The organism is Agrobacterium sp. BT-220-3 (assembly GCF_025910175.1).
Taxonomy (GTDB): domain Bacteria; phylum Pseudomonadota; class Alphaproteobacteria; order Rhizobiales; family Rhizobiaceae; genus Agrobacterium; species Agrobacterium oryzihabitans.
The window spans coordinates 451,147-475,605 of the sequence record NZ_JAPAIX010000003.1; the positions used below are offsets into that span (position 1 = coordinate 451,147).

A 24,459-nucleotide genomic window follows, 5' to 3' on the forward strand; every position below is an offset into this window, starting at 1 on the left:
TGCCTTGTCTGTCGTCCCGCCGTTTTTCCGGAGGGCATTTTATTGTTTACATCCCGCCGCTTGCCCGAAGGCCCGGCGGGACGCCTTTTGCAATCTTGCGCCGCAAAATTTTCGGCGCAAGTAAAATCTTTCAGTGCCGGCCACCTTCCAGATAGGCGGCGCGCACCTGCGGATCGGCGAGCAGTTCCCTGCCCGAACCGCTCATCGTCACCTTGCCGTTGACCATCACATAGGCGCGGTCGGAAAGCTTGAGCGCGGCAAAGGCGTTCTGCTCCACGAGGAAGACCGTCAGCCCCTCCTCCTGGTTGAGTTTTTTGATCGCTTCGAAGATGCCCTTGACGATCAGCGGCGCGAGACCCAGCGACGGTTCGTCAAGAAGCAGAAGCTTCGGCCTTGCCATCAGTGCGCGACCGATGGAAAGCATCTGCTGCTCGCCGCCGGAAAGCGTGCCGCCGCGCTGGCTCTGGCGTTCCTTGAGACGCGGGAACATCACGAAGATCTTCTCGACGTCCTCTTTGAAATATTTGAGGTTGTCGAGATTGGCGCCCATCTGCAGGTTTTCCAGCACCGTCATGCGCGGGAAAATCCGGCGGCCTTCAGGCGACTGGGCAATGCGTTTGCGGGCGATCAGATGGGTCGGTAGACGGGTAATATCCTCGCCGTCGAAAGTCACCTGGCCGACACGCGCCTGCGGGCTGCCGCAGATGGTCATCATCAGCGTCGACTTGCCGGCGCCGTTGGCACCGATCAGGCTGACGATCTCACCCTTGTTGACTTCGACATCGACACCCGCCAGAGCGCGGATATTGCCATAATAGGTTTCGACACCCTGAACTTTAAGAAGCGGTTCACCAGACATCAGGCCGCTCCTCCGTCGAGTTCTTCCGCAATCACGTCTTCCACTTCATCATCCTCGACACCCAGATAGGCGGCGATGACCTTGGGGTCGTTCTTCACATGGTCAGGCGAACCGTCGGAAATCTTCTGGCCATATTCGAGAACCACGACATGGTCGGAGATCTGCATCACCACGGACATGTCGTGCTCGATCAGCAGCAGAGACGTGCCTTCATCACGGATACCGCGCAGCAGCGCGTTGAGCGCCAGCGATTCCTTGGGGTTGAGACCCGCCGCCGGTTCGTCGAGGCAGAGAAGTTCCGGCCCCGTGCACATGGCGCGGGCGATTTCCAGACGGCGCTGCGCGCCATAGGGCAGGTCGCCGGCCGGATCGTCGGCGCGGTCGGTGAGGTCAGCCTTGTCCAGCCAGTATTTGGCTTTCTCGATCGAACTGTTGACCGCCTTTTTGTAGGCAGGCAGGCCAAGAAGGCCGAGAATGGTGTAACCCGAGGCCTTCATCAGCGCATTGTGCTGCGCCACGAGAAGGTTTTCCAGAACCGTCAGACCCGAGAACAGGCGGATGTTCTGGAAGGTACGCGCCACCTTCGCCTTCTTGGTGATCTCGAAATCCGGCAGGCGCTCCAGAAGATGCGCCTCGCCATTTTGCTGACGCATGGTGATCATGCCCATCGTCGGCTTGTAGAAGCCGGTGATGCAGTTGAAAACCGTGGTCTTTCCGGCACCGTTGGGGCCGATAAGCGCCGTGATCTCTCCGCGCTTCGCCTCGAAGGAGAAGTCGTTGATGGCCATCAGGCCGCCGAAGCGCATCGAGAGATGTTCGACCTTGAGGATCGTATCATTTGCCATTGTTGTCGTTCCGGAAGCCATCAACCGTGACCTTCCTTGGTAAAGCTGCCGGAGACGGCCTTGCGTTCTTTGAGGAAGGCCGTGGGTTCACGTGAGCCGACGAAGCCGCGTGGCTTGAACAGCATGACGATGACCATGGCGAGACCGAACAGCAGCATGCGGTAGAGTTCCGGCGTGAAATCCGGCCCGAAGACATGCTTCAGGAATTCCATCTCGCGCAGGAGCTCCGTGCCGCCGACCATAACCAGCGCCGCAATGGCGATACCCGTGAGCGACCCCATGCCGCCGAGAACGACGATGGCAAGGATGACGGCCGATTCCAGGAAGACGAAGCTTTCCGGTGACACGAAACCCTGACGCGCGGCGAAGAACGAACCGGCGAAACCGCCGAACATCGCGCCCGTCGCAAAGGCGGTGAGCTTGGTGATGACGGTATCGATACCGAGCGAACGGCAGGCGATCTCATCCTCACGCAGCGCTTCCCATGCACGGCCGATCGGCATGCGGCGCAGCTTGATGGTGACGTAAGCCGTCAGCATGCACAGAAGGAGGATCACGTAGAACAGGAAGATCTTGTAATAGGCGGACGACATCGACAGGCCGAAGGCCTTGGCGAAATTGTTCGGCGCGCCGACATCGAAGGACCAGATGCCGAAGACGGACGCCTTGGCGATGCCGGAAATGCCGAAGGTGCCCTTGGTCACATCCGTCCAGTTCAGGAGCACGAGACGGATGATCTCACCGAAGGCGAGCGTGACGATCGCCAGATAGTCGCCGCGAAGCCGCAGGACCGGGAAGCCGAGAATGATGCCCCAGAAGCCCGCAAGAATGCCGGCAACGGGCAGAAGCACCCAGAAGGACAGGCCGAAATGGCTGGAGAGCAGCGCATAGGAATAGGCGCCGACCGCATAAAAGGCCACGTAACCGAGATCGAGCAGGCCGGCGAGACCGACGACGATATTGAGACCCCAGGCCAGCATCACGTAGATCAGGATCTGGATGCCGAAATTGTCGACGAATTTCAGCGAACCCTGAAAGCCGAACAATTGCACGGCGATCACAGGATAAAGCAGCAGCAGAACCAGCGCCAGCTTCAGGAAATGCTTGTGAAAAAAGCCTTTTTCCTCGGAAATTTCCAGAATGCCGCTTTTGGCCTTGGCGAGCTTGCGGCGATCCAGCGACGGCTTGATGAAGCCCACCATCAGGAAACGGCCGACGGCGGCAACGCCGACGAAGACCGCCAGCAGGCCCCAGCGTGTGCCCCAGATAAGCTGGTTGTTGATGTCCTGATAGGTGACGATGCCGACGTAGAGAATGAACATGCCAAGCGAGACGATGCCCGCAAAGATGCCTTCCTTCACCGCCGTCGCCATCAGGCTCGGGTTGGAAGTGTCGTGTTCGGAAGCGATATTGGTCATGGGATCACACCTTCTCGACTTCCGGACGACCGAGAATACCGGTCGGCTTGAAGATCAGCACGAAAGCAAGGATGCCGAATGCCGCGACGTCCTTGTAGGCGATGGAGAAATAGGCCGACCAGAGCGACTCGATGAGGCCGATCAGCAGACCGCCGAGAACAGCGCCCGGAAGCGAGCCGATACCGCCCAGAACCGCCGCGGTGAACGCCTTGACGCCCGGAATGAAGCCGTCATTGAACGAGGCGACGCCGTAATACATCAGATACATCGTACCTGCGACCGAAGCGAGCGCAGCACCCATGATGAAGGTGATGGAGATCGTCTTGTCGACATCAACGCCCAGAAGCGCCGCCATCTTGCGGTCCTGTTCGGTGGCGCGCTGCGCCCGCCCGAGCGGTGTCTTGTTGACGATATACCAGAAGGCGAAGAGCAGCACCGACGTCACCACCATGATGATGAGCTGCTTCAGCGAAACCGTTATGGAGCCGAGATGATAGCTTTCCGTCACCAGAGACGGGATCGGCTTGTTGCGCGGACCCTGCGTGACCTGGATGAAGTTGGACAGCGCGATCGACATGCCGATGGCAGTGATCAGGGGCGCAAGGCGGAAAGAGCCGCGCAGAGGCCGGTAGGCGACGCGCTCGATGACCCAGTTCCACAATCCGGTCATCAGCATGGCGATGACCATCATCAAAAGCAGAAGAAGCACCACCGGAATGCCGGCGACAAAAGATGTCACGACCAGAAAAACGATCAGCGCGGCGAAACCGCCGAGCATGAAAATATCGCCATGGGCGAAGTTGATCATGCCGATGATGCCGTAGACCATCGTATAGCCAATTGCGATGAGGCCGTAGATAGATCCAAGAGTCAGCCCGTTTATGAGCTGCTGGATAAAATACTCCATGTCTTTCCCCTGGGCATGACCTCTGATGAGCCACGCCTCGTTATGTTAATTATAGGGGAGCCCTCGCAAACTTACCCCCAACACCAAAATGCATATCGTGTTCGTTAAAAATGTGAAGTCAAAAACGGGCGATCCTGCACAAAATTTGGAATTTCCACATCAGTTGCCCTTTTCCCGATCAAAAGAGCCATGATTTCGGCAGGAAGTGCTAAAAAAACGGCGACGGAATGCCTATTTTAGCCTTGTCGGCCGCCATTGTTTGACGGGCGGCGGCCAAAGGAGTAGCCAAGTTGTATCGCAAGATCCCGCCACGGGATGGCGATGGAATGGCAACGGCAAAGAGATGATCGACATATTGACGAAAGCGGCGCTGGACGCCGGACAGGCGATCATGGCGGTCCACCGCGCGGGCCCGAACGTGTCCTACAAGGATGACTGCTCGCCGGTGACCGAGGCCGACCAGCGCGCCGAGACGATCATTCTTCAGGCGCTGGCCGCCAATTTTCCCGAAATTCCCGTTATCGCCGAAGAGGCCGTCTCGAACGGCATCCTGCCGGAGACAGGCAGGGAGTTCTTTCTGGTCGACCCGCTGGATGGAACCAAGGAATTCATTTCCGGCAAGGACGATTTCACCGTCAATATCGCCCTCATCAGGAACGGCGTTCCCGTCGCAGGCGTGGTTTACGCCCCCTGCCGCGGCCAGGCATGGACGGGCAAGGACAACGGTGCCGAAAAGCTCGCCATATCAGGCGAAGGCGCGATCCTGGCGCGCCATCCCATCCGCGCCCGCCAGCGCGGCGCATCGCCCGTGGCGCTGATCAGCCGCTCGCACTGCACGGCGAAAACGGAAGCCTTCGTCGCCGAACACGGGCTCAAGGACTGTATTTCCGTCGGTTCCTCGCTGAAATTCTGCATGCTGGCGGAAGGCGCGGCCGACATCTACCCCCGCTTCAGCCGCACCATGATGTGGGATACGGCCGCCGGCGATGCCGTGCTGCGCGCCGCCGGCGGCAGAACGCTGGATTGCGACGGCCAGCCGCTTGCCTATGAGGTGAGAGGTGACGGTGAGGATGCGCTGGCCAATCCAGATTTCATTGCGGAGGGTGCGATGGCAGTGACGGTGGAAGCGGCGACATAGACGGGCGGGTAGACCGCTGCGCTTTCGTGGGTAATTAAACTTTCGCTTCGGTGTATGGGGCTTACCCCCCTCTGCCCTGCCGGGCATCTCCCCCTCAAGGGGGGAGATCGGCAAGGAGCTTTACCACCATTTTAGCCTCGAACGTCGAGATGGGCGAAACGTCACCGCGAGTCGATCTCCCCCCTTGAGGGGGAGATGCCCGGCAGGGCAGAAGGGGGTAAGCCCCATACGCCGAAGCCAAGAGGCCGTCTCGCCCATAGACGCCATTCGCTGCAAACACACCCACCCCCCATCAACAAAAATAATCTCTTCCCCGCTCATCCCCGCACCGCCCCGCCGCATCACAATCGCTGGTGAACGGCAATCCAGCGCGGAAGAGACATCATGACGGAACAGACGGCGAGACTTCGGCTTCCCTATATCCTGCCCTCTCAGGCACAGAAACACGTGACCCACAATGAGGCGCTGCAACGGCTGGATGCGATCGTCCAGCTGGTCGTCAAGGCCGTGGTCGCCGCACCGCCCGAAAACGCGTCGGAGGGCGAGTGTTTCCTTCTCCTCCCGGACGCCACCGGCGATTGGGTCGGCAAGGGCGGAAAGCTTGCCTTCCGGCAGGATGGCGCATGGCTGTCGATAACGCCGCAGCCCGGCTGGACGGCATGGTTTGCAAGCGAGGGGAAATATCGGGTGCTACGGCAGGGCGCATGGCAGGACATGCCGCTGCCCGCCACCGGCACGTTTCAAAGGCTGGGCATCGGCGCGGAAGCTGACGGCGCCAACCGTCTGGCGCTCGCCGCTCCCGCCAGCCTTTTCACCCACAGCCAGGAGGATGGCAGCCACCGCATGGCGATCAACAAGGCAGCGAAGACCGATACGGCATCGGTGTTGTTCCAGTCCGGCTGGAGCGGCCGCGCGGAAATGGGCCTTGCCGGCAATGACGGTTTTTCGATCAAGACCAGCGCCGATGGCGCTATTTGGCGCACCGCGCTCCTGTGCAGCGGCGATGGCCGCGTCTCGATGCCCAATCGCGCACTCGCCGCCGCAGGCCTGCCGGCGGGCACGACGAAGCCGGCCAATGGATCGGCTGCGGGTTTCTCCATGCTCTTCATCGATGAGGGCGGTTTTACGCTCGGCGATCCGGTTGGTACCGGCGGCGGAAGGGAACTCGTCGTTCCTGCCAAGGGTCTTTATCTCGCCATTCTGTCGCTTGCCGTGGTCTCCTCCGCCGGCCACCGGGTTTCGCTGTCGGTGAACGGCGCGGCGGGCGGCTTCGGCATTGCCGGAAACGCCTCCAGCGCCGGCACCTCGCAATCGGCCACCTTCATTCTTCCGCTCAATGCCGGAGACCGCCTGCGGCTGCAGCATGAAGGATCGGCGGAATTTACCCAGGGCAGCGGGAAAACGTGCCTTTCGCTTGCGGCCCTATGAGGGAAACAACCGATGGACGATAAAAAATGCAATTTTTGGAAAAATTTTTCCCCTGCAAAATAAGGCGACTCGAACAAATCAGGCGAAACCGTTCAAATTCTTAATAAATTGTCTAGAGCTGCTTAGGCAATTTTTAAAGGTACGGGGCTAAAGTTCCCGGCATATGGTCTTGAGTTTGTATAGAGTGTCCAATGACCGAAATGATACGCCCACGAGTTAAATATGTCATCGGCCCCGATGGCAGCCCTCTGACGATTGCGGATCTTCCGCCTGCCAATACCCGTCGCTGGGTCATTCGCAGAAAGGCGGAGGTGGTTGCAGCGGTTCGCGGAGGACTTTTGAGCCTCGAGGAAGCCTGCGAGCGTTATACGCTTACCGTTGAAGAATTCCTCTCCTGGCAGTCCTCAATTGCCGATCATGGCCTTGCAGGCCTGCGCACCACGCGCATTCAGCAATATCGCCACTGATATTGCGCCCGCGCGGAAACGCGCCAAAGCCGAATTCTCAAAAACACCCCGCCGGATTATCGACGGGGTTTTCGGTTTGATTTCGGGTTTCTCCCCGCAAGGCCTGTCCTGCTTCGGTAGAGCCCCTCCTTCGGTAAAACCATTGTCGCCGGTTTGTGTCCGCTGCGTTCTCTTTCCCGCTGTTTCAATTCGGGCGCGAGCCGTTACAGTGGAAACAACGAACGCAACAGGAGGCGAAAACCATGGACATCCTCAGCACCGAAACCGGATCGCACGGCGAATATTCGGCAACCGTCGAAGGCCACAAGGCCGAGATGACCTATTCCCGCACCTCCCCTTCGCTGATCATTATCGATCATACCGGCGTGCCCGATGCCCTGCGCGGCAAGGGCGTCGGTCAGGCGCTCGCCGCCCATGCGATCGACGAGGCCCGCAAGGGCGGCTGGAAAATCATTCCGCTCTGCCCGTTCTTCAAGGCCCAGACGCTGCGCCATCCTGAATGGGCGGATGTTATAAACGGGTAAGGGCGCTTAATTCTGTAAAAGGGCAGAATATTCGCAAACGTCGCGGCATATTTCTTCTCCCCGAGGGGGAGAAGGTGGCCCGAAGGGTCGGATGAGGGGGCGTTGCCGAATCCCTCTACCCTCGCCCCCTCATCCCGCTGCCGCGGACTTCTCCCCGGCGGGGAGAAGAAGCAAGCGGCATACGCCCCGGTCTCTCGCAACCCCTTCCCATCTTGCGTCATTCATAAGTACGCGTCGATCCTCCCGTCACGCCACCTTCAGCGGCGGCGTCCCTGCATGCATGCTCCTGCGGACTTCCTCGCGGAATTCGCGTGTGTCCTTGGCGCCATGCACCGCCACGGCATGCTGAACGGCCGCTTCCATCAGCTCCTCCGGCGTATCGGCGGAGATGGCGATGGTGCATTTGCTGTCACTGGGGAATTCGCGGCAATCGATATATTGGCGAGCCATTTCTTTCTCCCTGCTGTTACCGCCCGCGCCCACCCTCGCAGGGGTTATGCAGGACGCGCGCGTAAAACCTCCGGTTCATGATCGGAACCCCGTTAAATTACGCCTTTCCCCCGTTCCGGACAATTGAAAACACCGAAATGCCCGCCAGTGGTCGCTGGGAGGAAACCGGATCGAAAAGGACCGACACCCGGCAACGCAAAAGGCCGCCAAAGGTGGCGGCCTTTCGAAAAAATGCATGGCGTCCCGTCATTGAAAGCCGCCTCCTGATCCACCGGCAGCCGTCAATGAGGACGATCGTTCATCGAATTTGCGCCGGTCGTCAGGCGCGGGCGCGGATCGCTCCGTCGCGGTTTTCCAGTGCCGCGGCCTTTTCATATTCGGCCTGCACCTCTTCCAGCGAAGCTTCGGCAGCTTCCTGCTGGGCCTTCAGCTCCCGGATCGAGACCTGAAGATTATCGGCCCGCTGGCGCGCGGCCTTGGCGAAGGTCGGATAGGCGAAATGCGTCGGATCGGTAATGCCCGACTTGCTCTCTTCCAGAGATATCTGATGCACCAGTTCCTTTGCCATCCGCTCGAACTCGGACATCATCTGCTGCAGCTGGTTAAGCTGCCGGCGTTTTTCATTAACCTGAAATTCCTTCAGGCGAACCAGGCTGTCACGCGACTTCATACGCAATACTCCATGGATAGCGAGACCCGGATCAAAAAGGCACTATGCCCCCCTGATCGGCCCGTTTAACCCGCCCGTTCAACCGGCCGGGTTAACCCGTTGTGCCGGAATGATTCCCAAAAGTTACCCGGCGTTAATAAAAAACCACCGCCGTTAACCTTTCGTTTACGGGCATCGTTAATGATAAACACGATCATTTAAGGGTCGGTAAATGCCAGGTCCAAAAAAGCGGACCAGACGATGTAAGAGTCGATTGAATCACTTAGCGGGAAATCCTCACGTTAAGATTCAATTATGGCGATGGTGGATTCACGTGCAAAAACAGAGAAATGCCTACTTTGCTTAATAAATTCGATACACCTTGCCAAAGGCAATTAGAATTTGTTAACCATTTGGTGGCAGCCTGCAAATCAGGCAACGTCTGGATCCGCATCGCGCGAGGCAATGATTTACCGGTTCGCGGGCGGCAAAGGGGATAATTATGCGGGTTCTACTTATTGAAGACGACAGCGCAACAGCGCAGAGCATCGAACTGATGCTCAAGTCGGAAAGCTTTAACGTCTACACGACCGACCTCGGCGAGGAAGGCGTGGACCTCGGTAAGCTCTACGATTACGACATTATTCTTCTCGATCTCAACCTGCCCGACATGTCGGGTTACGAAGTCTTGAGAACTTTGCGCCTTTCCAAGGTCAAGACGCCGATCCTCATCCTCTCCGGCATGGCCGGCATCGAGGACAAGGTTCGCGGTCTGGGCTTCGGTGCAGACGATTACATGACAAAGCCCTTCCACAAGGATGAGCTTGTTGCCCGCATTCACGCAATCGTCCGCCGTTCCAAGGGCCATGCGCAGTCGGTCATTTCCACCGGCGAGCTGATCGTCAATCTCGATGCCAAGACGGTTGAAGTGGGTGGCCAGCGCGTTCACCTGACCGGCAAGGAATATCAGATGCTCGAGCTGCTTTCGCTGCGCAAGGGCACGACGCTGACCAAGGAAATGTTCCTGAACCACCTCTATGGCGGCATGGACGAACCGGAACTGAAGATCATCGACGTCTTCATCTGCAAGCTGCGCAAGAAGCTTGCAAATGCCGCAGGCGGCGCAAACTACATCGAAACCGTCTGGGGCCGCGGCTATGTTCTGCGCGAGCCTGACGGAGCCACGGAATTCCTTGAAACCGCCTGACCCCTCAAGGACAGGACAGTTTTTAAAAGACCCGCTGGCGACAGCGGGTTTTTTGTTGTGATTTCAAGGGAGAAGCGACAACGTCATCGGCATGTAATGACAAGGGCCTAGCTACGCTCCCAAAAAGGACGACGGCACATGAACCACCCTATCCCCACGCTTAAGACTGAACGCCTGACGCTGCGCCCGCTGCTCATCGCGGACTTTCCCGCCTATCAGCACTTCATGGCGTCGCCGCGCTCCATTGGCGTCGGCGGGCCGTATGATCTCTGGAAAACATGGGGCGTGTTCTGCCACGATCTGGCCAACTGGTACTTTTTCGGCCATGGCGCGCTGATGATCGACCTTGGTGAGACGGGTGAATGCATCGGCCAGATCGGTATCAATCACGGCCCGCTATTTCCCGAAAAGGAACTCGGCTGGCTGCTTTATGACGGCCATGAAGGGCGCGGTTATGCTGCCGAAGCCGCTGTGGCAATGCGCGACTGGGCCTTTGAGACGCTGAGCTTGCCCACACTTGTCAGCTACGTCTCGCCGGAAAACAGCAAATCCGCAGCCGTTGCCGAGCGCATCGGCGGCACACTCGATCCGTCAGCGCCACGCTCCGACCCCGAAGACCTCGTTTATCGCTATCACCCGTCCAACGCGGCGTGAAAAAATCGGGACGCCTCAGGACAACCAGGATCCCCGAGACGTCCCGAACTGTCCTAACGCATTTCCACTTTCAGGAAGCCGGTGATTGCCTCCGCGATTTGTGCATGGATGGCTGTGCGGTCCCGGCCTCCCCCGTCGCGGCAGACGAAACCTTCGCCCGGTGAAAGCTCCTCCACGATTTTTTCGCCGTTCGGCTTACAAATCTGCATAAAGCTGAAATGGCTGGCATCGGGTATTTCCCGATAGACGGTCGTCGCCTTTGGCAGATGCCGGGCGATATAGTCGGAATCGGCCTTGATGGCGGCAATCTCCGGCGTCTCCACACCTGCGGCCAGAACCAGAACCGGCACCTCCACCCTTTGCAGCGTCTCCGGCAGAAAACCGGAAGCAGGCCCAAGATCGAGTGCGATCGCCGCCCGGATGCGAACATCGCTCAAATCCATCGAAAGACGCCGATCAGCCTTGCCGTCACCGACGATCCCGACCTTGGCCAGCAGCCGGGGAGCCTTGCATTGCGGCGGCGCTTTTTCCCTATTGCAGTCCTTCAAGGCGAGTTCGGCGCTATAGCGTGCACCCACCAGCTCCATCGCAGTCCAGCCTCCCAGAGAATGGCCGATGACGGCGATACGCTTGCTGTCGATCTGGCCGGCGAGTTGGTCATTCTCGATGAGCGCGGTCAGCGTCCTGCTGATGTCGCGCGGCCGCTCCCACAGGGGAACGATCTCCGTCGCATTCTTTTCGGTAAATGATTCGCCGCCATGATCCGGTGCGGCCACCACATAACCCTGCTGAGCAAGTGCGCCGGCAATCCAGTTCAGATTGCGCCAGCTTCCGCCGAAACCATGCGACAACAGCACGAGGGGACGAGACCCGGTGAGAAAAGAAGCGGCCGGTTGCACCTCAAGACCATAAAAAGCCGCGTTCTCACCCACGACCTCGCTTTTTCCAGAGGGCGCGGCCGGATACCATAATGAGACGGCAAGCGCCCTCGCACCCGCCGCATCCGGCAATTCGATCTGTCTAAAGCCGATGGCGCCTTGCGCCATCGCGGCCTGAGCGGTGGAGAAAACGACGAATGCCGCCAGAAGAAAATTGCGCATGGGATGCTCCAGGAGTTGCGATGGACCAACTCCTCACCCAAACCGCCCCCGCCTGAGACCTGAAACAGGTTTCAGGACGTTCTGAAACGCGATCGAGGCAACATCTTCATCAGACGATCCGTATGAGCGCCTTAACTAGATCGCGGATATCCGCTCGAAAAGCCGCACGGGGTTTTTCCGGAACATCGCATCGCGAAACGGCTGAAAGCCGAATCGGGCGGCAATGGCTAAAGACGGGCTATTCAGGGGATCGATCATACAGACGGTCCGCTGCGAAATTCCGCTACTGTCGAACCACTTCGTCGCGGCCTCCACAGCTTCTGTCGCGACACCTTTGCCGACCAGCTGCCTGTCGATTTTCCACATCGCCTCGGGCACACCATCAAAATCCGCCCCGTTTCCGCGGCGCATATGGGCAAAACCCACCTCGCCCACGATGCGTCCCGTGTCCGCCTCCTCGACGACAAAGGGGCCGAAACCGAAGGCTGACCAATGGCCGATGAAGCGCAGGAGGCGGGCAAAAGCGAGTTCTGCATCCAGCGGTGCAATCGATTTGACCCCCTCGATAGGCAGGACATCCGCTCCCCAGAATGCGCAATAAAGCGTTTCATCCCCGATGGCATGCGGCCGCAGGATGAGGCGGGCGGTTGTCAGGCGTGTCATGAACGTGCTCCCCAAAACGGAAAAAAGGCCGGAGCGTCGGCAGACGCAGCCCGGCCCTTTCCTGAAAAATCATGCCCGCAATCGAACGGTCACTCGGCAATCGTTTTCGCGGTAAAGACGATGCGATCTTCATGCACCTTGTATTCCACCGCCATATTGGCCTCTTCCGCCAGAAGCAGCGTGTAATAGGGCTGCACGGAATGGGCGTCGACGGCCTCTTCCAGCCTGCCTTCGTAAATCTCCGCAAATTTGGCCGGCACGCGCATCATCCGGCCCTTGACGGTGATTTCGAACTTGGCTTCACCGTCGGGGCTTTCCAGCAGCACATCCACATTGCCGCCGCGCGGGATCGCGCCATAAGCGACGAGGAAGAGGTTGAGCAAGAGTTTGACACGATTCTTCGCGACGATGGCGCGCGGGCCGTTCCAGCTGACTTCGGCCTTCTTTTCGGCGGCGGCGAAATCCTTGGCGGCTTTTTCGGCCTCGCCCGTATCGATCGAAGCGCCGGCGGAACCCGACGCACCGAAAGCAAGGCGGGCGAACTTCAGCCGCACGGATGCGTTAAGAGCGGACGTGCGGATGAGGTCAAGCGCATCGTCGTCGGTGCCGCCCTCGTCCAGCAATTCAAGGCCGTTATTGATGGCGCCAACAGGAGAGATCACGTCATGGCACACACGACTGCACAGAAGAGACGCCAGATCGGGACCGGACAGCGTGATATTGAGTTTGCTCGTCATAAAATTCTCTCCTGCGCAAGGGATGCGCGGACGGTGTGGAAATTGTTAAGCCATAATGACACCATATTTGGTAAACCGATTGTTAATAGGATGGTTTCAAAATGCCAAATGCCTTAACAGGCCACACTGGAGCCCCGTGTATCCGCCAGGATGCACGAAACATGCTGTAGAACTTTGAATCTGCACATCGGCCCTTTCGGAAATCGATTCGGATTTTCGGGCTGATGCGCTAACGAAACAGACGGACGGACATGACGATGCGCCTTACGAAAACCCGCACCATTGCACGCCTCGGACTGGGAAAGATTATTGCGCTCCTTGCGAGCCTCTTGATGTGGGTCGCACCGGCCTCGGCCCAGACCAGCGATCAATATTCTATCCAGGAAGTCGTGGATGCAGGCCACGGATTCTTCGGTGAAACCACCGGCGGCCTCGCCAAGGTGGTGGAGCGCGCCTTCCAGCAATACGGTCTTCCGAACGGTTATATTCTCGGCCAGGAAGGCTCCGGCGCCTTCGTCGCCGGCCTCACCTATGGCGAAGGCACGCTTTATACCAAGAATGCCGGCCAGCACCCGGTCTTCTGGCAGGGCCCCTCGCTCGGCCTCGATTATGGCGGCCAGGGCACCCGCGCCATGATGCTGGTCTATAACCTGCCTTCGGTCGATGCGCTTTACCGCCGTTACGGCGGCGTCAGCGGCTCCGCCTTCATCGTCGCCGGCGTCGGCATGACCTATCTCAAGAGCAGCGATGTCACGCTGGCGCCCATCCGCACCGGCATCGGTGCGCGCCTCGGCATCAATGTCGGTTACCTGAAGCTCACCCAGCAGCCGACGTGGAACCCTTTCTGATTATGCGAGGGTGCCGCGTCTTTCTTCTCCCCGAGGGGGAGAAGGTGGCCCGAAGGGTCGGATGAGGGGGCAAGCTCTCCTGATATCTCTACCCTCGCCCCCTCATCCCGCTGCCGCGGACTTCTCCCCTAGGGGAGAAGAAACAAGTGGGACGAACACCGCCTCGGCAATTGCCGGAAAGACCCCTCCCCACGGTTGCAATAATAGCGTAACGTGCCTTCGCGCCCCTCTTTCCGAATGCGCGCGTATCTGAGTTTCGGAGACTGTCCCGCGTGATTGAATATGCCATTCTTTTCGGATTGGGTTTTCTCACCGCTACCCTGCTGGCCCTGATGATCGCGCCCGCGATCCATCGCCGCATCGTCGCCTATACGGAAAACCGCCTGCGCGCGACGATGCCCATCAGCCCGCAGGAAGTCCGCGCCCAGAAGGACATGGCGCGTGCGCTTTATGCCGCCGAAAACGCCAAGGTCCGCCAGGAACTGGATACGGAACGGGAAAAAAACACCTCCCTGCGCCTCGCCAACGAAGCCGCTTCCAGCGATGCCTATCGCCTCGGCGAGCAGAACCGCGGCTTTTCGCTGAAAATCGAGGAGTTGACGCTGGAGATTACCGAATTGCGCGCCGCCCTCGACGCCAGCGAGGAACGCGCCGGTGCCATTGGGGCGAACCTCCTGCAGCAGGAACAGGCCGCAAACGAGCGCGCCGCGCAGATGTCTGATCTCACCGCCCGCCTCACCAACCTGACGCGCGAACTGGATGATTCGAAAATCACCGCCGCGACCCGCGACCTTGAGGCGGAACAGGCCAAGCAGAGCGCCACGCGTTTCCGCAAGGAAGGCGAGACCGCGACCCGCGAATTGCAGGATGTGGCGGCCCGCAACAAGGAAGCCATGACGGCGGTTGCGCGCGAAAGCCGCAAGGTCACCCGGCTGGAAGAACAGATCGCCACGGTCATGGCGAAAAATGCCGATCTCGACACCATGCTGACGCTGCGCAATCAGGAGGTCGCACGCCTGAAGGAACAGCTTGCCACAACGGGCGGCCGCAGCGACGACATGATCATTCGCCTGCCGAACCCGGCCGTGCCGGTGGAGAAGGCCGTGAGCCCGCAGCAACCGGCCGTATCTGCGCCTGAAATCGCCCCCGCCGTTGCGGCAGAGACTCCAGAGGTCGAAACCGCCGGGGCCGCACCAGTCTTGCCGGTTGCAGAAGAGCCGACGGCAACGCCGCCGGAGGGGCTGGCGCAGGAGATCGAGGATATCCGCAACCAGGGAACGGCGCTCACCGAACGCCTTCTGAATGCGCGCGGCACCGGCAACGACGAACCGATCCGCCGAGAAATCGCCCGCATCGCCGCCCAGATGATTGCGCTCACGGCCGCGCAGGAAGGCGAAAAATCGCCGATCCCGGTGCTGCTTGCCAAGGCTTCCGCTTCATCGGGGCGTGAGAGCCTTGCGAAGCAGGCGAGTGCGTTGGTGGAGAAGCGGAAGGGGTGATATCTACGCCCTTGAGTATGCTGCTCACCCCCCTCTGCCCTGCCGGGCATCTCCCCCACAAGGGGGGAGATTGGCAAGACGCACTACCGCCTCTTCATTCTCAAATGCCGAGATAACCGAGACGTCGCTTCGGGTCGATCTCCCCCCTTGTGGGGGAGATGCCCGGCAGGGCAGAGGGGGGTGAGCCGCATATGCGAGGGTAATAAACCCCACACGCAACGCCGCGCCCCTAAACCCGCCCTATCGCGCTCGCCATCTGATAAAGCGCCAGCCCCGAAGCCGTCCCCGCATTCAAACTGTCCAGCTGCGGCGATTGTGCGATCCGTGCGGTGTGAAAACGCGAGAGCACCGATTGCGGCAATCCCTCGCCTTCCGTGCCGATGACCAGCGCCATGCGCTCGGAACGGGGAATGTCGCGTATCTCGGTCTCGCCATTGGGCGAAAGGCTCCAGATCGCAAAACCGGCCGCAGAGAGACGCTCCAGCATCTGCACCGCGCCCCCACCGCGATGATAGGGAACCGAGAGGACCGAACCGACCGAAACACGCAATGCCTTGCGATAGAGCGGATCGCAGCAGGTCTCGTCCAGAAACACCGCATCGGCATAAAACGCCGCCGCGTTACGGAACATCGCACCGAGATTGTCGTGGTTAGAAATGCCGCAGCCCACGAGCACCAGCGAAGAGGCGGGAAGCGCCGCCGTCATCTCCTCCAGTCCGCGATCCTCAACCCGCCGTCCGAGCGCCAGAATGCCGCGATGCAGGTGAAAACCGACGATGCCGTCCAGCACCGGTGCTTCCGCCACATAGACCGGAACATCGGCTGGAAAATCAGCAAGGATATCGGCGACACCCGCAAGCCGGTTGCGAAGGATGAGGATGCTCTCCGCCGCAAAGGCGCCGCCCGCTTTGTGGGCGGCGGCGAGCATGCGCAGCACGACCGTGCCTTCGGCGATGAAGCGGCCTTGCCTACCGGTAAGGTCACGCTCGCGAATGTCGCGAAAGGCGGCGATGCGCGGATCGGCCGGGTCGTCGACCGGGATCAGCGCCCGTCCGTCCAAGAGCGTATGATCGCTGCCCTCACTGGGCATCGACCGTCACATCGGCGAGGAACCGGCCGGCCGCGACGTTGAAGACCAGCGCCTTGCGGGTGCCGTTGGCAAGCCTGCCGTAAAACAGCATGTCACCGCCGGAATAGCTGACATTGTCGATCACGAAGCCCTGCGGCAGGCTGGCGGTGACGGCCAGCGGCCCGTTGCCGGTGGGAACAGCCAGATTTTGCGGTTCGCTCTGCGTCGCAACCGTTTTCGACGGCCCCATCGCCTTGTAGACAACCGCTCCGAAGACGGCCATAAGGCTGATAAACATCACGGAGCCCGACACGATCTGCAAACGGATCATCTTGCGGCGAACTTTTTCCATGGCCGGATCAAGCGGCTTGTCTTCCTGTTCGTCTTGCTCGATCTGCGTCATCGGGTTCCCTGAAATGCTGATGGATCGGAAAAATAAGAATGAACGACCCCTTTAAACAAGGCGGAGACTCAAGGAAAGTCCTGATTGCCGGGGAAGACGCCGAAGGCCGCCTCGATTCCTGGCTGGCGACCGAAGTCGGTGGCGATCTGTCACGCAGCCGTCTGAAGGCGCTGATCGAGCAGGGCGCGGTTTTCCTGAATGGCAAACCGGTGACGGAGCCTAAAAAGCAGGTGCATCCGCAGGACCGCATCGAGATCGTGATGCCGGAACCGGAAGACCCCGAACCCAAGGGCGAGGATATTCCGCTCGACGTTGAATATGAGGACGAAGACCTGATCGTGCTCGTCAAGCCGGCCGGTCTCGTCGTGCATCCGGGCGCCGGCAACTGGACCGGAACGCTGGTCAATGCCCTCATTCACCATTGCGGCGACAGCCTCTCCGGCATTGGCGGCGTGAAGCGCCCGGGCATCGTGCACCGGCTGGACAAGGAAACCTCCGGCGTCATGGTGGTGGCGAAAAACGACAATGCCCACCGCCATCTCGCCGCGCAATTTGCCGACCACGGCCGCACCGGCCCACTGGAGCGGGCCTACAAGGCCGTCGTCTGGGGCCGCCCGCGCACCCTTCGCGGCACCATCGATGCCGCACTCGGCCGTGGCGCCGATCGCACCAAACGCGCTGTCAAGCATGAGGACAGGGACGACGCCCGCGAGGCGATCACCCATTACGAGGTGATGGAGCGCTTCCATGAAAGGCCGGATGCATCCTGCCTCGCCTCCATGGTGGAGTGCCGCCTGGAAACCGGCCGCACCCACCAGATCCGCGTGCACATGGCCCATATCGGCCATCCGCTGATCGGCGATCCCGAATATGGCGCGGCCTTCCGCACCAAGGCGAACCTGCTGGAAGAACCGGCCAGAAGCACCGTCAACCGCTTTCCGCGACAGGCGCTGCATGCCTATCTGCTCGCCTTCGAACACCCCCGCACCGGCGAGGTGATGGAGTTCGAAACCGACATGCCGGATGACATGGAAGAACTGATCACCGCCCTGCGCGGCTGAAAATGCTGTACGGCGCGGTCAAAAAAACCGCGCCGTAAATTCTGCCCGAAGCCACGGATAATAAAAAAAGATTAGCGGATCGCGATATTCCGCAGTCGGTCCTTTTTATAGACCGCCCCAATTTCGCTTCAATCGTCGCACCTCCTCGACCCCTGCAAGGCTTGAAATCACCCCCATTTCGGTGACGCAAACCAAGCTTGCCGAATGACGGACGCCGCAGGGGACGCCTTTCGTTCGATCCGCATATCCTGAACGGAACCGGCATGATGACGGGATCTATCGCGCATGAACATCGATGAACGCCGGTTTATATTTCAGGATCTGCGCAGCGTCGAAGGCTATATCGACCCGCCCGACGCGCTCGTCTTCAAGGCGCTGCTGCAGGCCCAGACGAGAAACCACCTTCAAGGCGGCATGGCTGAAATCGGCGTTTATTATGGTCGCTCCTATTTTCTGCTGCGCAGGTTTGCGCAGACGAAGGAAAAGGTGCTGGGCGTCGACCTGTTCGAAATGGACCCGCCCGAGGATGGCAGCCTGGACCAATATGACCGCTTGATGGAAAATGGCCGGCGGCTGGGTTTTGCGATGGATGAGGACCTGATCATCAAGGGTGACAGTACCCGGCTCGCCCCCTCCGACATCACCTCGCGGATCGGCCCTGCGCGGTTCTTCAGCATCGATGGCGGGCACCACCTGCACCATGTTCTGGCAGATGCGAAGCTGGCGATGGAGGTGATCGCCCCGCATGGCGTCATCGTCTTTGACGACACTTTCAATCCCGCCTGGCCGGAAGTGACGGTGGGGGTTGCCGATTTTCTGCGCACGCACGGCCACAGCCTCGCCTGCTTCGCAATGACCAAATATAAGACCTATGTCTGCCGCCGCGAATTTCACGCGCTTTACGCAGGCGCGATCGCCGAAGAACCCGACTTGCAGACCCTTGGCCATGTCGAAACGCAGTTTCTTGGCTCCACCGTCGTGCGCCTGCATAATCCCATGCGCAGACGGGTAATGTATGAGCTGATGGTACGCTCCGGCCTTGGCGGATTTTCGGAACGAATCTACCGTTCAAAAGTTAGACAGGTGAGAGACAGTGTCGCCGGAACATAACATATGTGTGAACGCAGCGTTCGCTTGAAACGCGGCGGGCGCATACATATCTGTCACATGGGTTCGTGCGGGGTCGGTAACGACCCGCCACTAGCGGTGTGCCTCAGGCGAGTAATCGTCAATCCATGAGGGTGCCGTTCCAGACCATAGATAAGGGGGTGCTTTATGGCCCGCAATAGTTTGCCTACGATTACGGCCGGCGAAGCCGGTCTCAATAGATATCTCGACGAAATCCGTAAATTTCCGATGCTGGAGCCGCAGGAAGAATACATGCTTGGCAAGCGTTACGCCGAGCATGGTGACCGCGACGCCGCCCATAAGCTTGTCACCAGCCACCTGCGCCTCGTCGCCAAGATTGCCATGGGTTACCGCGGTTACGGCCTGCCGATTGGCGAAGTCGTGTCCGAAGGCAATGTCGGCCTGATGCAGGCGGTGAAGAAGTTCGATCCGGAACGCGGTTTCCGTCTTGCCACCTACGCCATGTGGTGGATCAAGGCCTCGATCCAGGAATATATCCTGCGCTCGTGGTCCCTGGTGAAGATGGGTACCACCGCCAACCAGAAACGCCTGTTCTTCAACCTGCGCCGGCTCAAAGGCCGTATCCAGGCGATTGACGATGGCGATCTGAAGCCGGAACACGTCAAGGAAATCGCCACAAAGCTGCAGGTTTCCGAGGAAGAAGTGATCTCGATGAACCGTCGCCTGCATGGCGACGCATCGCTGAATGCGCCGATCAAGGCCTCCGAAGGCGAATCCGGCCAATGGCAGGATTGGCTGGTGGATGACCATGAAAGCCAGGAAGCCGTGCTGATCGAGCAGGACGAACTGGAAACCCGCCGCCGCATGCTGGCGAAAGCCATGGGCGTGCTGAACGACCGCGAACGCCGCATCTTCGAGGCCCGCCGCCTTGCTGAAGACCCGGTGACGCTGGAAGAACTCTCATCCGAGTTCGACATCAGCCGCGAGCGTGTGCGCCAGATCGAGGTTCGCGCCTTCGAAAAGGTTCAGGAAGCGGTACAGAAGGAAGCCCTCGAAGCCGCCCGCGCGCTGCGCGTGGTGGATGCGTAAAGCATATCCAGCAAAAGTGCGGAGCGGTTTTGCGTCCGTGCCATGGATCATCCTCGGCCCTCGGCCGGGGATTTTTTGTTGGTAAAAGGCTGACGACTGGAAATGGCCTGCCATCCGAGACCGGCGATTGCGCTGGAGGAAAACCGGCAGGAAAAATATCCATGCTTCGGGGGATGCCGCTTACCCCCCTCTGCCCTGCCGGGCATCTCCCCCACAAGGAGGGAGATCGGCAAGACGCTCTACCTCCGCTTCATCCTCGTCCGTTGAGTTGGTCGAGACCTCGCGGCATATCGATCTCCCCCCTTGTGGGGGAGATGCCCGGCAGGGCAGAGGGGGGTGAGCCACACCCACCGGCACCAACTAACCCACCCATCACCCGACAAACGCAAAGACACCGCCGTAGCCATATAACGAAAAAGGGCGACCCGAGCCGCCCTTTCAATCCTTATTGTCCGCCGGCTGCCGGCGTTGCGGCCGCCCATTCGCTGAGCGCCTTGTCGAAGGCGGCGATGCCGTCATTGCCCTTCTGCAGGGTCAGCAGCGCGCGCCGGCCGTTGCGGTAGGAAACCGGAATATCGATCCAGTTGCGGCTCTTCAGTAGCTCCAGATTGGTCTTCATCGCATCCGGGAAGTCGTTGAGCGCGATCATGTGGAAATCGTCGGTGATCTTGGCTGGAACCGCGATCAGGGCGTTACCACGATCCTGCTCCGTGCTCTTCATCGCGATGCGCTGGACGCTGTCGATTGCGCCGCCTTCGAAGCCGGGCGAAACCGAGAAGACGATTTCGATCAGATGGCTTGCGGGCAGAGACGGATCGGTATTGCGCTTGAACGTGATGAGCGCGCTCAAGCCGCGGCCGGGAACCGTGATCTGGCCCTGTACCGTCGGGGACGGGCGGCCATCATTGTCGTTTTCCTGCTGCAACGACCAGGAAACGCTGCCCTGAATGGCGGTCGGAACCGTCTGGCCGAGCACTTCCTCGTAAAGGAACATGCGGTCGCCGGTGGCGGCAGCGGCAGGCTGCTGGGCCGGCGGCGTGCCGGCAGGCGTTCCAGCGGGCGCACCCGCCGTGTTGGCCGGAGCCTCGCCCGCAGGCGGCGGTGCGACGTTCTGTTCGTAGACCGACTGGCCTTCCGCCGTCACCGGCTGGCCGTTAGCGCCCGGTGCAGGCCCTTCATCACGCTCGGACCCATCGGCCAGAAGCCGCTGGGTGAATTTCGTGCCGGTGACGGAACCGTCATCGCCATGGGGCTGTGCCTGATGGTTGGTCGGGTTTGTTGCAGGCTGCTGTCCGGCCGCGGGCGGCTGCTGGCCAGCCGGCGGCGTGGATGTCTGCTGCGCCGTATCGGGCGAAGGCGTCTGAGTTTCCCCACCCTTCTGCGCCGATTGTACCAGCCCGCCGACCATGTCGTTCAGCGCATCGCGGTTCTGCCAGAGCGCATATCCGCCCCCGGCGAGAAGCCCGGCGCCAACAAGGGCAAGCACCAGCGACGCATAGTTGCGGCGCGGCTTCTTCTTGACCATGTAGGCCGGTGTTGTGGCCCCTGCGCCCAAAGCGGGCGTTTCATCCGCAGCCGCCCGGTTGGACGACGACGCGCCGTCGTAACCGATCAGCTCGTCCAGATCGTCCCAGGGGGTACGTTCCTTGTTGTCCTTGGGCGAGCCCCGGTCACCGAAGGGATCGTTATCGGCGCGTGGCAGCGCCGGCGCGTCCTTCGCGGGAATGGCGATATCCGTGTCCTGGAAATAGGACGAGAAATCCTCGACGACAGCGGCTTTTTTCGGAGCCGTGTCTTCCGTCAGGCGGGGTTCGGAAAAATCACCCTGTCCGCCGAAGATCGGATCGTGATCCGCACCGGCACGGTTGCCGGCATAGTCTTCGTCATCGCGCCTGTCGGGCTCGAAGCTGACATCCGGGGCCTGGTAATGCTGCGCGGCATAACCGGCGACGACAGGACGTCCATCCGTCTCGTTGCGGATTTCGGCATAATCCTCGGCAGCCGGGCGAGCATGCTCATCCTCGGCCTCGTCCAGCTTGCGCCAGTCATCCTCATCAACCGGCTGCGCCCAATGGGGCGGCACGGAATCATCGGCCTGGGCAGGTGCGGCCACATCGCTGTCGCGCTCGGCTTCCGGCTGATGAGCGGGCTCTTCTTCCGCGCGGGTAAAATAGGTGCCGACCTCTTCATGGGAAACGGCAGCATGAGCCGGCGCCACATGAACGGGTTCCGGCGCGTCGGAAAGCTCGTCCGGCTCGCGTTCCGCGTAACGCTCCTCGTCATGCGAGGCAGCGGCGGAAACGGGCGCTTCGTGGAGCGGCTCTTCCTCGCGGGCAGGCTCTTCGTAAACCGGCTCAGGCTGTGCGGCGACAACCGGGGCGGGCTCTTCCTCGACCGGCTCGTACCGTTCTTCCTGCCGCTCGCTGGCATGGTCCGGCTCGGCGGCATGGGCCGCAGGTTCTTCGGCAACATCCTCTCGATAGTAGGATGTTGCCGTCTCTTCAGCCGTCGGCGTGAAAGCGTCGTCTTCCTCCAGCGCCGGAAGCGCCTCGGCATATTCGCTGTCCACTTCGGCAATGGCGGCGTCCAGCTTGGCGATCTGCCGGCGCAACAATTCTTCCGGCGGACGTGGCTTCATATTCTCGAGCTGGCGCACAACCGCACTGCGCGCCTTGTCGTAAACCTTCGCCCGGTTTTCGGGAGTATTGTTCGCCAAGCCATCCACGGCCTTGCGAATGACTGCTACAAAATCCGCCATAAGCACTTTCTCGTCGTGACCGGCGACGTACCGGCCCGATATGGTTTATGAATCTAGATCGTTGAGGACATTAATCCTCAAACGGATCAGTCACAAGTATGGTGTCGTCACGCTCCGGACTTGTCGACAGAAGCGCGACAGGCGCCCCGATCAATTCCTCGACCTGACGGACATATTTGATTGCCTGAGCAGGCAAATCCGCCCATTTTCGGGCACCGACGGTGGATTCTTTCCAGCCTTCCAGCGTGATGTAGATCGGCTCTACCCGCGCCTGCGCGCCCTGGCTTGCCGGAAGATGGTCGATTTCCTGACCGTCGAGCTTGTAGCCGACGCAGATTTTCAGCTCGTCGAGGCCATCGAGAACATCAAGCTTGGTGAGCGCGATGCCGGTGATGCCGTTGGTGGCGACCGACTGGCGCACCAGTGCCGCATCGAACCAGCCGCAACGGCGCTTGCGGCCGGTGACGGTGCCGAACTCATGGCCCTTTTCGCCTAGGAACTGGCCGATCTCGTCGTTCAGCTCGGTCGGGAACGGGCCTTCGCCGACGCGCGTCGTATAGGCCTTGGTGATGCCGAGAATGTAACCCAGCGAACCCGGACCCATGCCGGAGCCGGCAGCGGCCTGGCCGGCAACCGTGTTGGAAGAGGTCACATAGGGATAGGTGCCGTGATCGATATCGAGCAACGAGCCTTGAGCGCCTTCAAACAGGATGCGCGCACCGGCGCGGCGCTTCTTGTCGAGCAGCAGCCAGACGGTTTCGCTGAACGGCAGGATGCGCTCGGCGATCGAGCCCAGCTCTTCCATGATGGTTTCATGCGAAATTTCGGCGACGCCGAAACCGCGGCGAAGCGCGTTGTGATGCGTGAGGATACGGTCGACCTTGGCGGAAAGAGCTTCCATGTCGGCCAGATCCATCACGCGGATGGCGCGGCGGCCGACCTTGTCCTCGTAAGCCGGGCCGATGCCGCGACGCGTGGTGCCGATCTTGGTGCCGCTGTTGGAGGCGGCGTCTTCGCGCATGCCGTCCAGCTCGCGGTGGAGCGAAAGAATGAGCGTGGCATTGTCGGCAATGCGCAGGTTTTCCGGCGTGACCTTGACGCCCTGAACTTCCAGACGGCCGATTTCGGCGATCAGCGCATGCGGATCGACCACGACGCCGTTACCGATGACGGCCAGCTTGCCGGGACGCACGACGCCGGAAGGCAGAAGCGAAAGCTTGTAGCTGATGCCATCGATGACAAGCGTATGGCCGGCATTGTGGCCGCCCTGATACCGCACAACGACATCTGCCCGCTCGGACAGCCAGTCGACAATCTTGCCTTTGCCTTCGTCGCCCCACTGCGAGCCGACCACCACAACATTCGTCATTTCTTGCTTTCCTGCTCATGGCGCTTGCGCGCCCGATAACCCGATGGGAAACCCAAACCCGCGAATGTATACTGTGTTGTTTTACGGAAAGCGACCCTGTTTCTTATGGAGAATTTTGCTTTTTCCGTGACAAGGCGCGGATTTCCCGCATTATCTCGCCCCGTGGGGGCCAAGCGCGGGCGCAAGACCGCCGTTCACCCCTTAGCCGTTATCCCGCCCCGTGAAGAA

24 protein-coding genes are annotated in these 24,459 nt (G+C 60.2%); 11 read left to right on the forward strand and 13 right to left on the reverse strand.

All coding sequences use genetic code 11. The features are described 5' to 3' along the window. Positions 1 to 130 precede the first annotated feature (130 nt). The 4 genes from OK142_RS12535 to OK142_RS12550 are packed head-to-tail and all read right to left on the reverse strand — an operon-like array spanning position 131 to position 4,029. Positions 131 to 859, reverse strand: coding sequence for an ABC transporter ATP-binding protein (locus OK142_RS12535; RefSeq protein WP_003491772.1), 729 nt, complete (start codon positions 857 to 859; stop codon positions 131 to 133). Continuing rightward, positions 859 to 1,725 carry an ABC transporter ATP-binding protein gene (locus OK142_RS12540; RefSeq protein WP_003491774.1) on the reverse strand — a complete coding sequence of 289 codons (867 nt, stop codon included), beginning with the start codon at positions 1,723 to 1,725 and terminating at the stop codon, positions 859 to 861. The genes OK142_RS12535 and OK142_RS12540 overlap by 1 nt, the downstream gene beginning before the upstream one ends. Then, complete coding sequence (livM, locus tag OK142_RS12545) at positions 1,725 to 3,122, reverse strand: high-affinity branched-chain amino acid ABC transporter permease LivM (protein WP_003491776.1); 1,398 nt, start codon at positions 3,120 to 3,122, stop codon at positions 1,725 to 1,727. The genes OK142_RS12540 and livM overlap by 1 nt, the downstream gene beginning before the upstream one ends. Before the next feature lie 4 nt (positions 3,123 to 3,126). Then, the gene (locus OK142_RS12550; protein WP_003491778.1) at positions 3,127 to 4,029 is read right to left on the reverse strand and encodes a branched-chain amino acid ABC transporter permease; all 903 of its coding nucleotides are present in this window, start codon (positions 4,027 to 4,029) and stop codon (positions 3,127 to 3,129) included. A 343-nt stretch (positions 4,030 to 4,372) separates the two neighbouring features. On the opposite strand from OK142_RS12550, the gene cysQ reads away from it, so the two are divergent. The 4 genes from cysQ to OK142_RS12570 all read left to right on the forward strand — a co-directional run bounded on the left by cysQ (position 4,373) and on the right by OK142_RS12570 (position 7,586). Then, positions 4,373 to 5,167: a 3'(2'),5'-bisphosphate nucleotidase CysQ gene (cysQ, locus tag OK142_RS12555; protein WP_082182827.1), complete on the forward strand. Its 795-nt coding sequence runs from the start codon at positions 4,373 to 4,375 to the stop codon at positions 5,165 to 5,167. A 384-nt stretch (positions 5,168 to 5,551) separates the two neighbouring features. After that, positions 5,552 to 6,595, forward strand: coding sequence for a DUF2793 domain-containing protein (locus OK142_RS12560; protein WP_498683053.1), 1,044 nt, complete (start codon positions 5,552 to 5,554; stop codon positions 6,593 to 6,595). 191 nt (positions 6,596 to 6,786) lie between these two features. Further along, positions 6,787 to 7,062, forward strand: a complete 276-nt coding sequence (sciP, locus tag OK142_RS12565) for a CtrA inhibitor SciP (protein WP_003491799.1) — start codon at positions 6,787 to 6,789, stop codon at positions 7,060 to 7,062. Positions 7,063 to 7,304: 242 nt separating this feature from the next. Continuing rightward, a complete protein-coding gene (locus OK142_RS12570) occupies positions 7,305 to 7,586 on the forward strand; it encodes a GNAT family N-acetyltransferase (RefSeq protein ID WP_003491801.1) in 282 nt (93 codons plus the stop codon). A 246-nt stretch (positions 7,587 to 7,832) separates the two neighbouring features. On the opposite strand, the gene OK142_RS12575 is transcribed toward OK142_RS12570, so the two are convergent. Together OK142_RS12575 and OK142_RS12580 are read right to left on the reverse strand one after the other, a co-directional pair. Further along, on the reverse strand, positions 7,833 to 8,036 hold the full coding sequence (locus OK142_RS12575) for a DUF1059 domain-containing protein (protein ID WP_498683056.1): 204 nt from the start codon (positions 8,034 to 8,036) through the stop codon (positions 7,833 to 7,835). A gap of 319 nt (positions 8,037 to 8,355) precedes the next feature. After that, positions 8,356 to 8,706, reverse strand: coding sequence for a flagellar export protein FliJ (locus OK142_RS12580; RefSeq protein ID WP_003491821.1), 351 nt, complete (start codon positions 8,704 to 8,706; stop codon positions 8,356 to 8,358). A 481-nt stretch (positions 8,707 to 9,187) separates the two neighbouring features. On the opposite strand from OK142_RS12580, the gene ctrA reads away from it, so the two are divergent. Both ctrA and OK142_RS12590 read left to right on the forward strand, forming a co-directional pair. Then, positions 9,188 to 9,892: a response regulator transcription factor CtrA gene (ctrA, locus tag OK142_RS12585; protein WP_003491823.1), complete on the forward strand. Its 705-nt coding sequence runs from the start codon at positions 9,188 to 9,190 to the stop codon at positions 9,890 to 9,892. 138 nt (positions 9,893 to 10,030) lie between these two features. Further along, positions 10,031 to 10,546: a GNAT family N-acetyltransferase gene (locus tag OK142_RS12590; RefSeq protein WP_003491825.1), complete on the forward strand. Its 516-nt coding sequence runs from the start codon at positions 10,031 to 10,033 to the stop codon at positions 10,544 to 10,546. Between the two features lie 53 nt (positions 10,547 to 10,599). Here the strand turns inward: OK142_RS12590 and OK142_RS12595 are convergent, their stop codons facing one another. The 3 genes from OK142_RS12595 to chpT all read right to left on the reverse strand — a co-directional run bounded on the left by OK142_RS12595 (position 10,600) and on the right by chpT (position 13,046). After that, the gene (locus OK142_RS12595; protein ID WP_498683059.1) at positions 10,600 to 11,646 is read right to left on the reverse strand and encodes an alpha/beta hydrolase family protein; all 1,047 of its coding nucleotides are present in this window, start codon (positions 11,644 to 11,646) and stop codon (positions 10,600 to 10,602) included. 135 nt (positions 11,647 to 11,781) lie between these two features. After that, complete coding sequence (locus tag OK142_RS12600; protein WP_498683062.1) at positions 11,782 to 12,309, reverse strand: GNAT family N-acetyltransferase; 528 nt, start codon at positions 12,307 to 12,309, stop codon at positions 11,782 to 11,784. Between the two features lie 89 nt (positions 12,310 to 12,398). After that, entirely contained in the window at positions 12,399 to 13,046 is a 648-nt protein-coding gene (gene chpT, locus OK142_RS12605) for a histidine phosphotransferase ChpT (protein ID WP_498683064.1), read from the reverse strand. A 251-nt stretch (positions 13,047 to 13,297) separates the two neighbouring features. On the opposite strand from chpT, the gene OK142_RS12610 reads away from it, so the two are divergent. Continuing rightward, positions 13,298 to 13,894: a DUF1134 domain-containing protein gene (locus tag OK142_RS12610; protein WP_003491833.1), complete on the forward strand. Its 597-nt coding sequence runs from the start codon at positions 13,298 to 13,300 to the stop codon at positions 13,892 to 13,894. A 272-nt stretch (positions 13,895 to 14,166) separates the two neighbouring features. Next, complete coding sequence (locus tag OK142_RS12615; protein ID WP_498683067.1) at positions 14,167 to 15,393, forward strand: coiled-coil domain-containing protein; 1,227 nt, start codon at positions 14,167 to 14,169, stop codon at positions 15,391 to 15,393. Between the two features lie 229 nt (positions 15,394 to 15,622). On the opposite strand, the gene OK142_RS12620 is transcribed toward OK142_RS12615, so the two are convergent. Both OK142_RS12620 and OK142_RS12625 read right to left on the reverse strand, forming a co-directional pair. Further along, the gene (locus tag OK142_RS12620; protein WP_498683068.1) at positions 15,623 to 16,483 is read right to left on the reverse strand and encodes a TrmH family RNA methyltransferase; all 861 of its coding nucleotides are present in this window, start codon (positions 16,481 to 16,483) and stop codon (positions 15,623 to 15,625) included. After that, positions 16,473 to 16,865: a hypothetical protein gene (locus OK142_RS12625; RefSeq protein WP_003491837.1), complete on the reverse strand. Its 393-nt coding sequence runs from the start codon at positions 16,863 to 16,865 to the stop codon at positions 16,473 to 16,475. The genes OK142_RS12620 and OK142_RS12625 overlap by 11 nt, the downstream gene beginning before the upstream one ends. Positions 16,866 to 16,903: 38 nt before the next feature. Between OK142_RS12625 and OK142_RS12630 the strand changes: the two genes are divergently transcribed. From OK142_RS12630 to rpoH, 3 genes are all read left to right on the forward strand, one after another. Continuing rightward, complete coding sequence (locus OK142_RS12630; RefSeq protein WP_498683071.1) at positions 16,904 to 17,926, forward strand: RluA family pseudouridine synthase; 1,023 nt, start codon at positions 16,904 to 16,906, stop codon at positions 17,924 to 17,926. Between the two features lie 285 nt (positions 17,927 to 18,211). After that, positions 18,212 to 19,036, forward strand: a complete 825-nt coding sequence (locus OK142_RS12635; RefSeq protein ID WP_498683073.1) for a class I SAM-dependent methyltransferase — start codon at positions 18,212 to 18,214, stop codon at positions 19,034 to 19,036. Between the two features lie 165 nt (positions 19,037 to 19,201). Then, positions 19,202 to 20,104: an RNA polymerase sigma factor RpoH gene (gene rpoH / locus OK142_RS12640; protein ID WP_003491840.1), complete on the forward strand. Its 903-nt coding sequence runs from the start codon at positions 19,202 to 19,204 to the stop codon at positions 20,102 to 20,104. Between the two features lie 445 nt (positions 20,105 to 20,549). On the opposite strand, the gene OK142_RS12645 is transcribed toward rpoH, so the two are convergent. Further along, the gene (locus tag OK142_RS12645) at positions 20,550 to 22,862 is read right to left on the reverse strand and encodes a hypothetical protein (protein WP_498683075.1); all 2,313 of its coding nucleotides are present in this window, start codon (positions 22,860 to 22,862) and stop codon (positions 20,550 to 20,552) included. A gap of 70 nt (positions 22,863 to 22,932) precedes the next feature. Then, the gene (locus OK142_RS12650) at positions 22,933 to 24,231 is read right to left on the reverse strand and encodes an adenylosuccinate synthase (protein ID WP_003491846.1); all 1,299 of its coding nucleotides are present in this window, start codon (positions 24,229 to 24,231) and stop codon (positions 22,933 to 22,935) included. Positions 24,232 to 24,459 lie beyond the last annotated feature (228 nt).

Bases quoted from the DNA above. Each gene is read 5' to 3' on its own strand.
- OK142_RS12535 (WP_003491772.1), bottom strand. From the start codon at position 859: ATGTCTGGTGAACCGCTTCTTAAAGTTCAGGGTGTCGAAACCTATTAT.
- OK142_RS12540 (WP_003491774.1), bottom strand. From the start codon at position 1,725: ATGGCTTCCGGAACGACAACAATGGCAAATGATACGATCCTCAAGGTC.
- livM (WP_003491776.1), bottom strand. From the start codon at position 3,122: ATGACCAATATCGCTTCCGAACACGACACTTCCAACCCGAGCCTGATG.
- OK142_RS12550 (WP_003491778.1), bottom strand. From the start codon at position 4,029: ATGGAGTATTTTATCCAGCAGCTCATAAACGGGCTGACTCTTGGATCT.
- cysQ (WP_082182827.1), top strand. From the start codon at position 4,373: ATGATCGACATATTGACGAAAGCGGCGCTGGACGCCGGACAGGCGATC.
- OK142_RS12560 (WP_498683053.1), top strand. From the start codon at position 5,552: ATGACGGAACAGACGGCGAGACTTCGGCTTCCCTATATCCTGCCCTCT.
- sciP (WP_003491799.1), top strand. From the start codon at position 6,787: ATGACCGAAATGATACGCCCACGAGTTAAATATGTCATCGGCCCCGAT.
- OK142_RS12570 (WP_003491801.1), top strand. From the start codon at position 7,305: ATGGACATCCTCAGCACCGAAACCGGATCGCACGGCGAATATTCGGCA.
- OK142_RS12575 (WP_498683056.1), bottom strand. From the start codon at position 8,036: ATGGCTCGCCAATATATCGATTGCCGCGAATTCCCCAGTGACAGCAAA.
- OK142_RS12580 (WP_003491821.1), bottom strand. From the start codon at position 8,706: ATGAAGTCGCGTGACAGCCTGGTTCGCCTGAAGGAATTTCAGGTTAAT.
- ctrA (WP_003491823.1), top strand. From the start codon at position 9,188: ATGCGGGTTCTACTTATTGAAGACGACAGCGCAACAGCGCAGAGCATC.
- OK142_RS12590 (WP_003491825.1), top strand. From the start codon at position 10,031: ATGAACCACCCTATCCCCACGCTTAAGACTGAACGCCTGACGCTGCGC.
- OK142_RS12595 (WP_498683059.1), bottom strand. From the start codon at position 11,646: ATGCGCAATTTTCTTCTGGCGGCATTCGTCGTTTTCTCCACCGCTCAG.
- OK142_RS12600 (WP_498683062.1), bottom strand. From the start codon at position 12,309: ATGACACGCCTGACAACCGCCCGCCTCATCCTGCGGCCGCATGCCATC.
- chpT (WP_498683064.1), bottom strand. From the start codon at position 13,046: ATGACGAGCAAACTCAATATCACGCTGTCCGGTCCCGATCTGGCGTCT.
- OK142_RS12610 (WP_003491833.1), top strand. From the start codon at position 13,298: ATGACGATGCGCCTTACGAAAACCCGCACCATTGCACGCCTCGGACTG.
- OK142_RS12620 (WP_498683068.1), bottom strand. From the start codon at position 16,483: ATGCCCAGTGAGGGCAGCGATCATACGCTCTTGGACGGACGGGCGCTG.
- OK142_RS12625 (WP_003491837.1), bottom strand. From the start codon at position 16,865: ATGACGCAGATCGAGCAAGACGAACAGGAAGACAAGCCGCTTGATCCG.
- OK142_RS12630 (WP_498683071.1), top strand. From the start codon at position 16,904: ATGAACGACCCCTTTAAACAAGGCGGAGACTCAAGGAAAGTCCTGATT.
- OK142_RS12635 (WP_498683073.1), top strand. From the start codon at position 18,212: ATGAACATCGATGAACGCCGGTTTATATTTCAGGATCTGCGCAGCGTC.
- rpoH (WP_003491840.1), top strand. From the start codon at position 19,202: ATGGCCCGCAATAGTTTGCCTACGATTACGGCCGGCGAAGCCGGTCTC.
- OK142_RS12645 (WP_498683075.1), bottom strand. From the start codon at position 22,862: ATGGCGGATTTTGTAGCAGTCATTCGCAAGGCCGTGGATGGCTTGGCG.
- OK142_RS12650 (WP_003491846.1), bottom strand. From the start codon at position 24,231: ATGACGAATGTTGTGGTGGTCGGCTCGCAGTGGGGCGACGAAGGCAAA.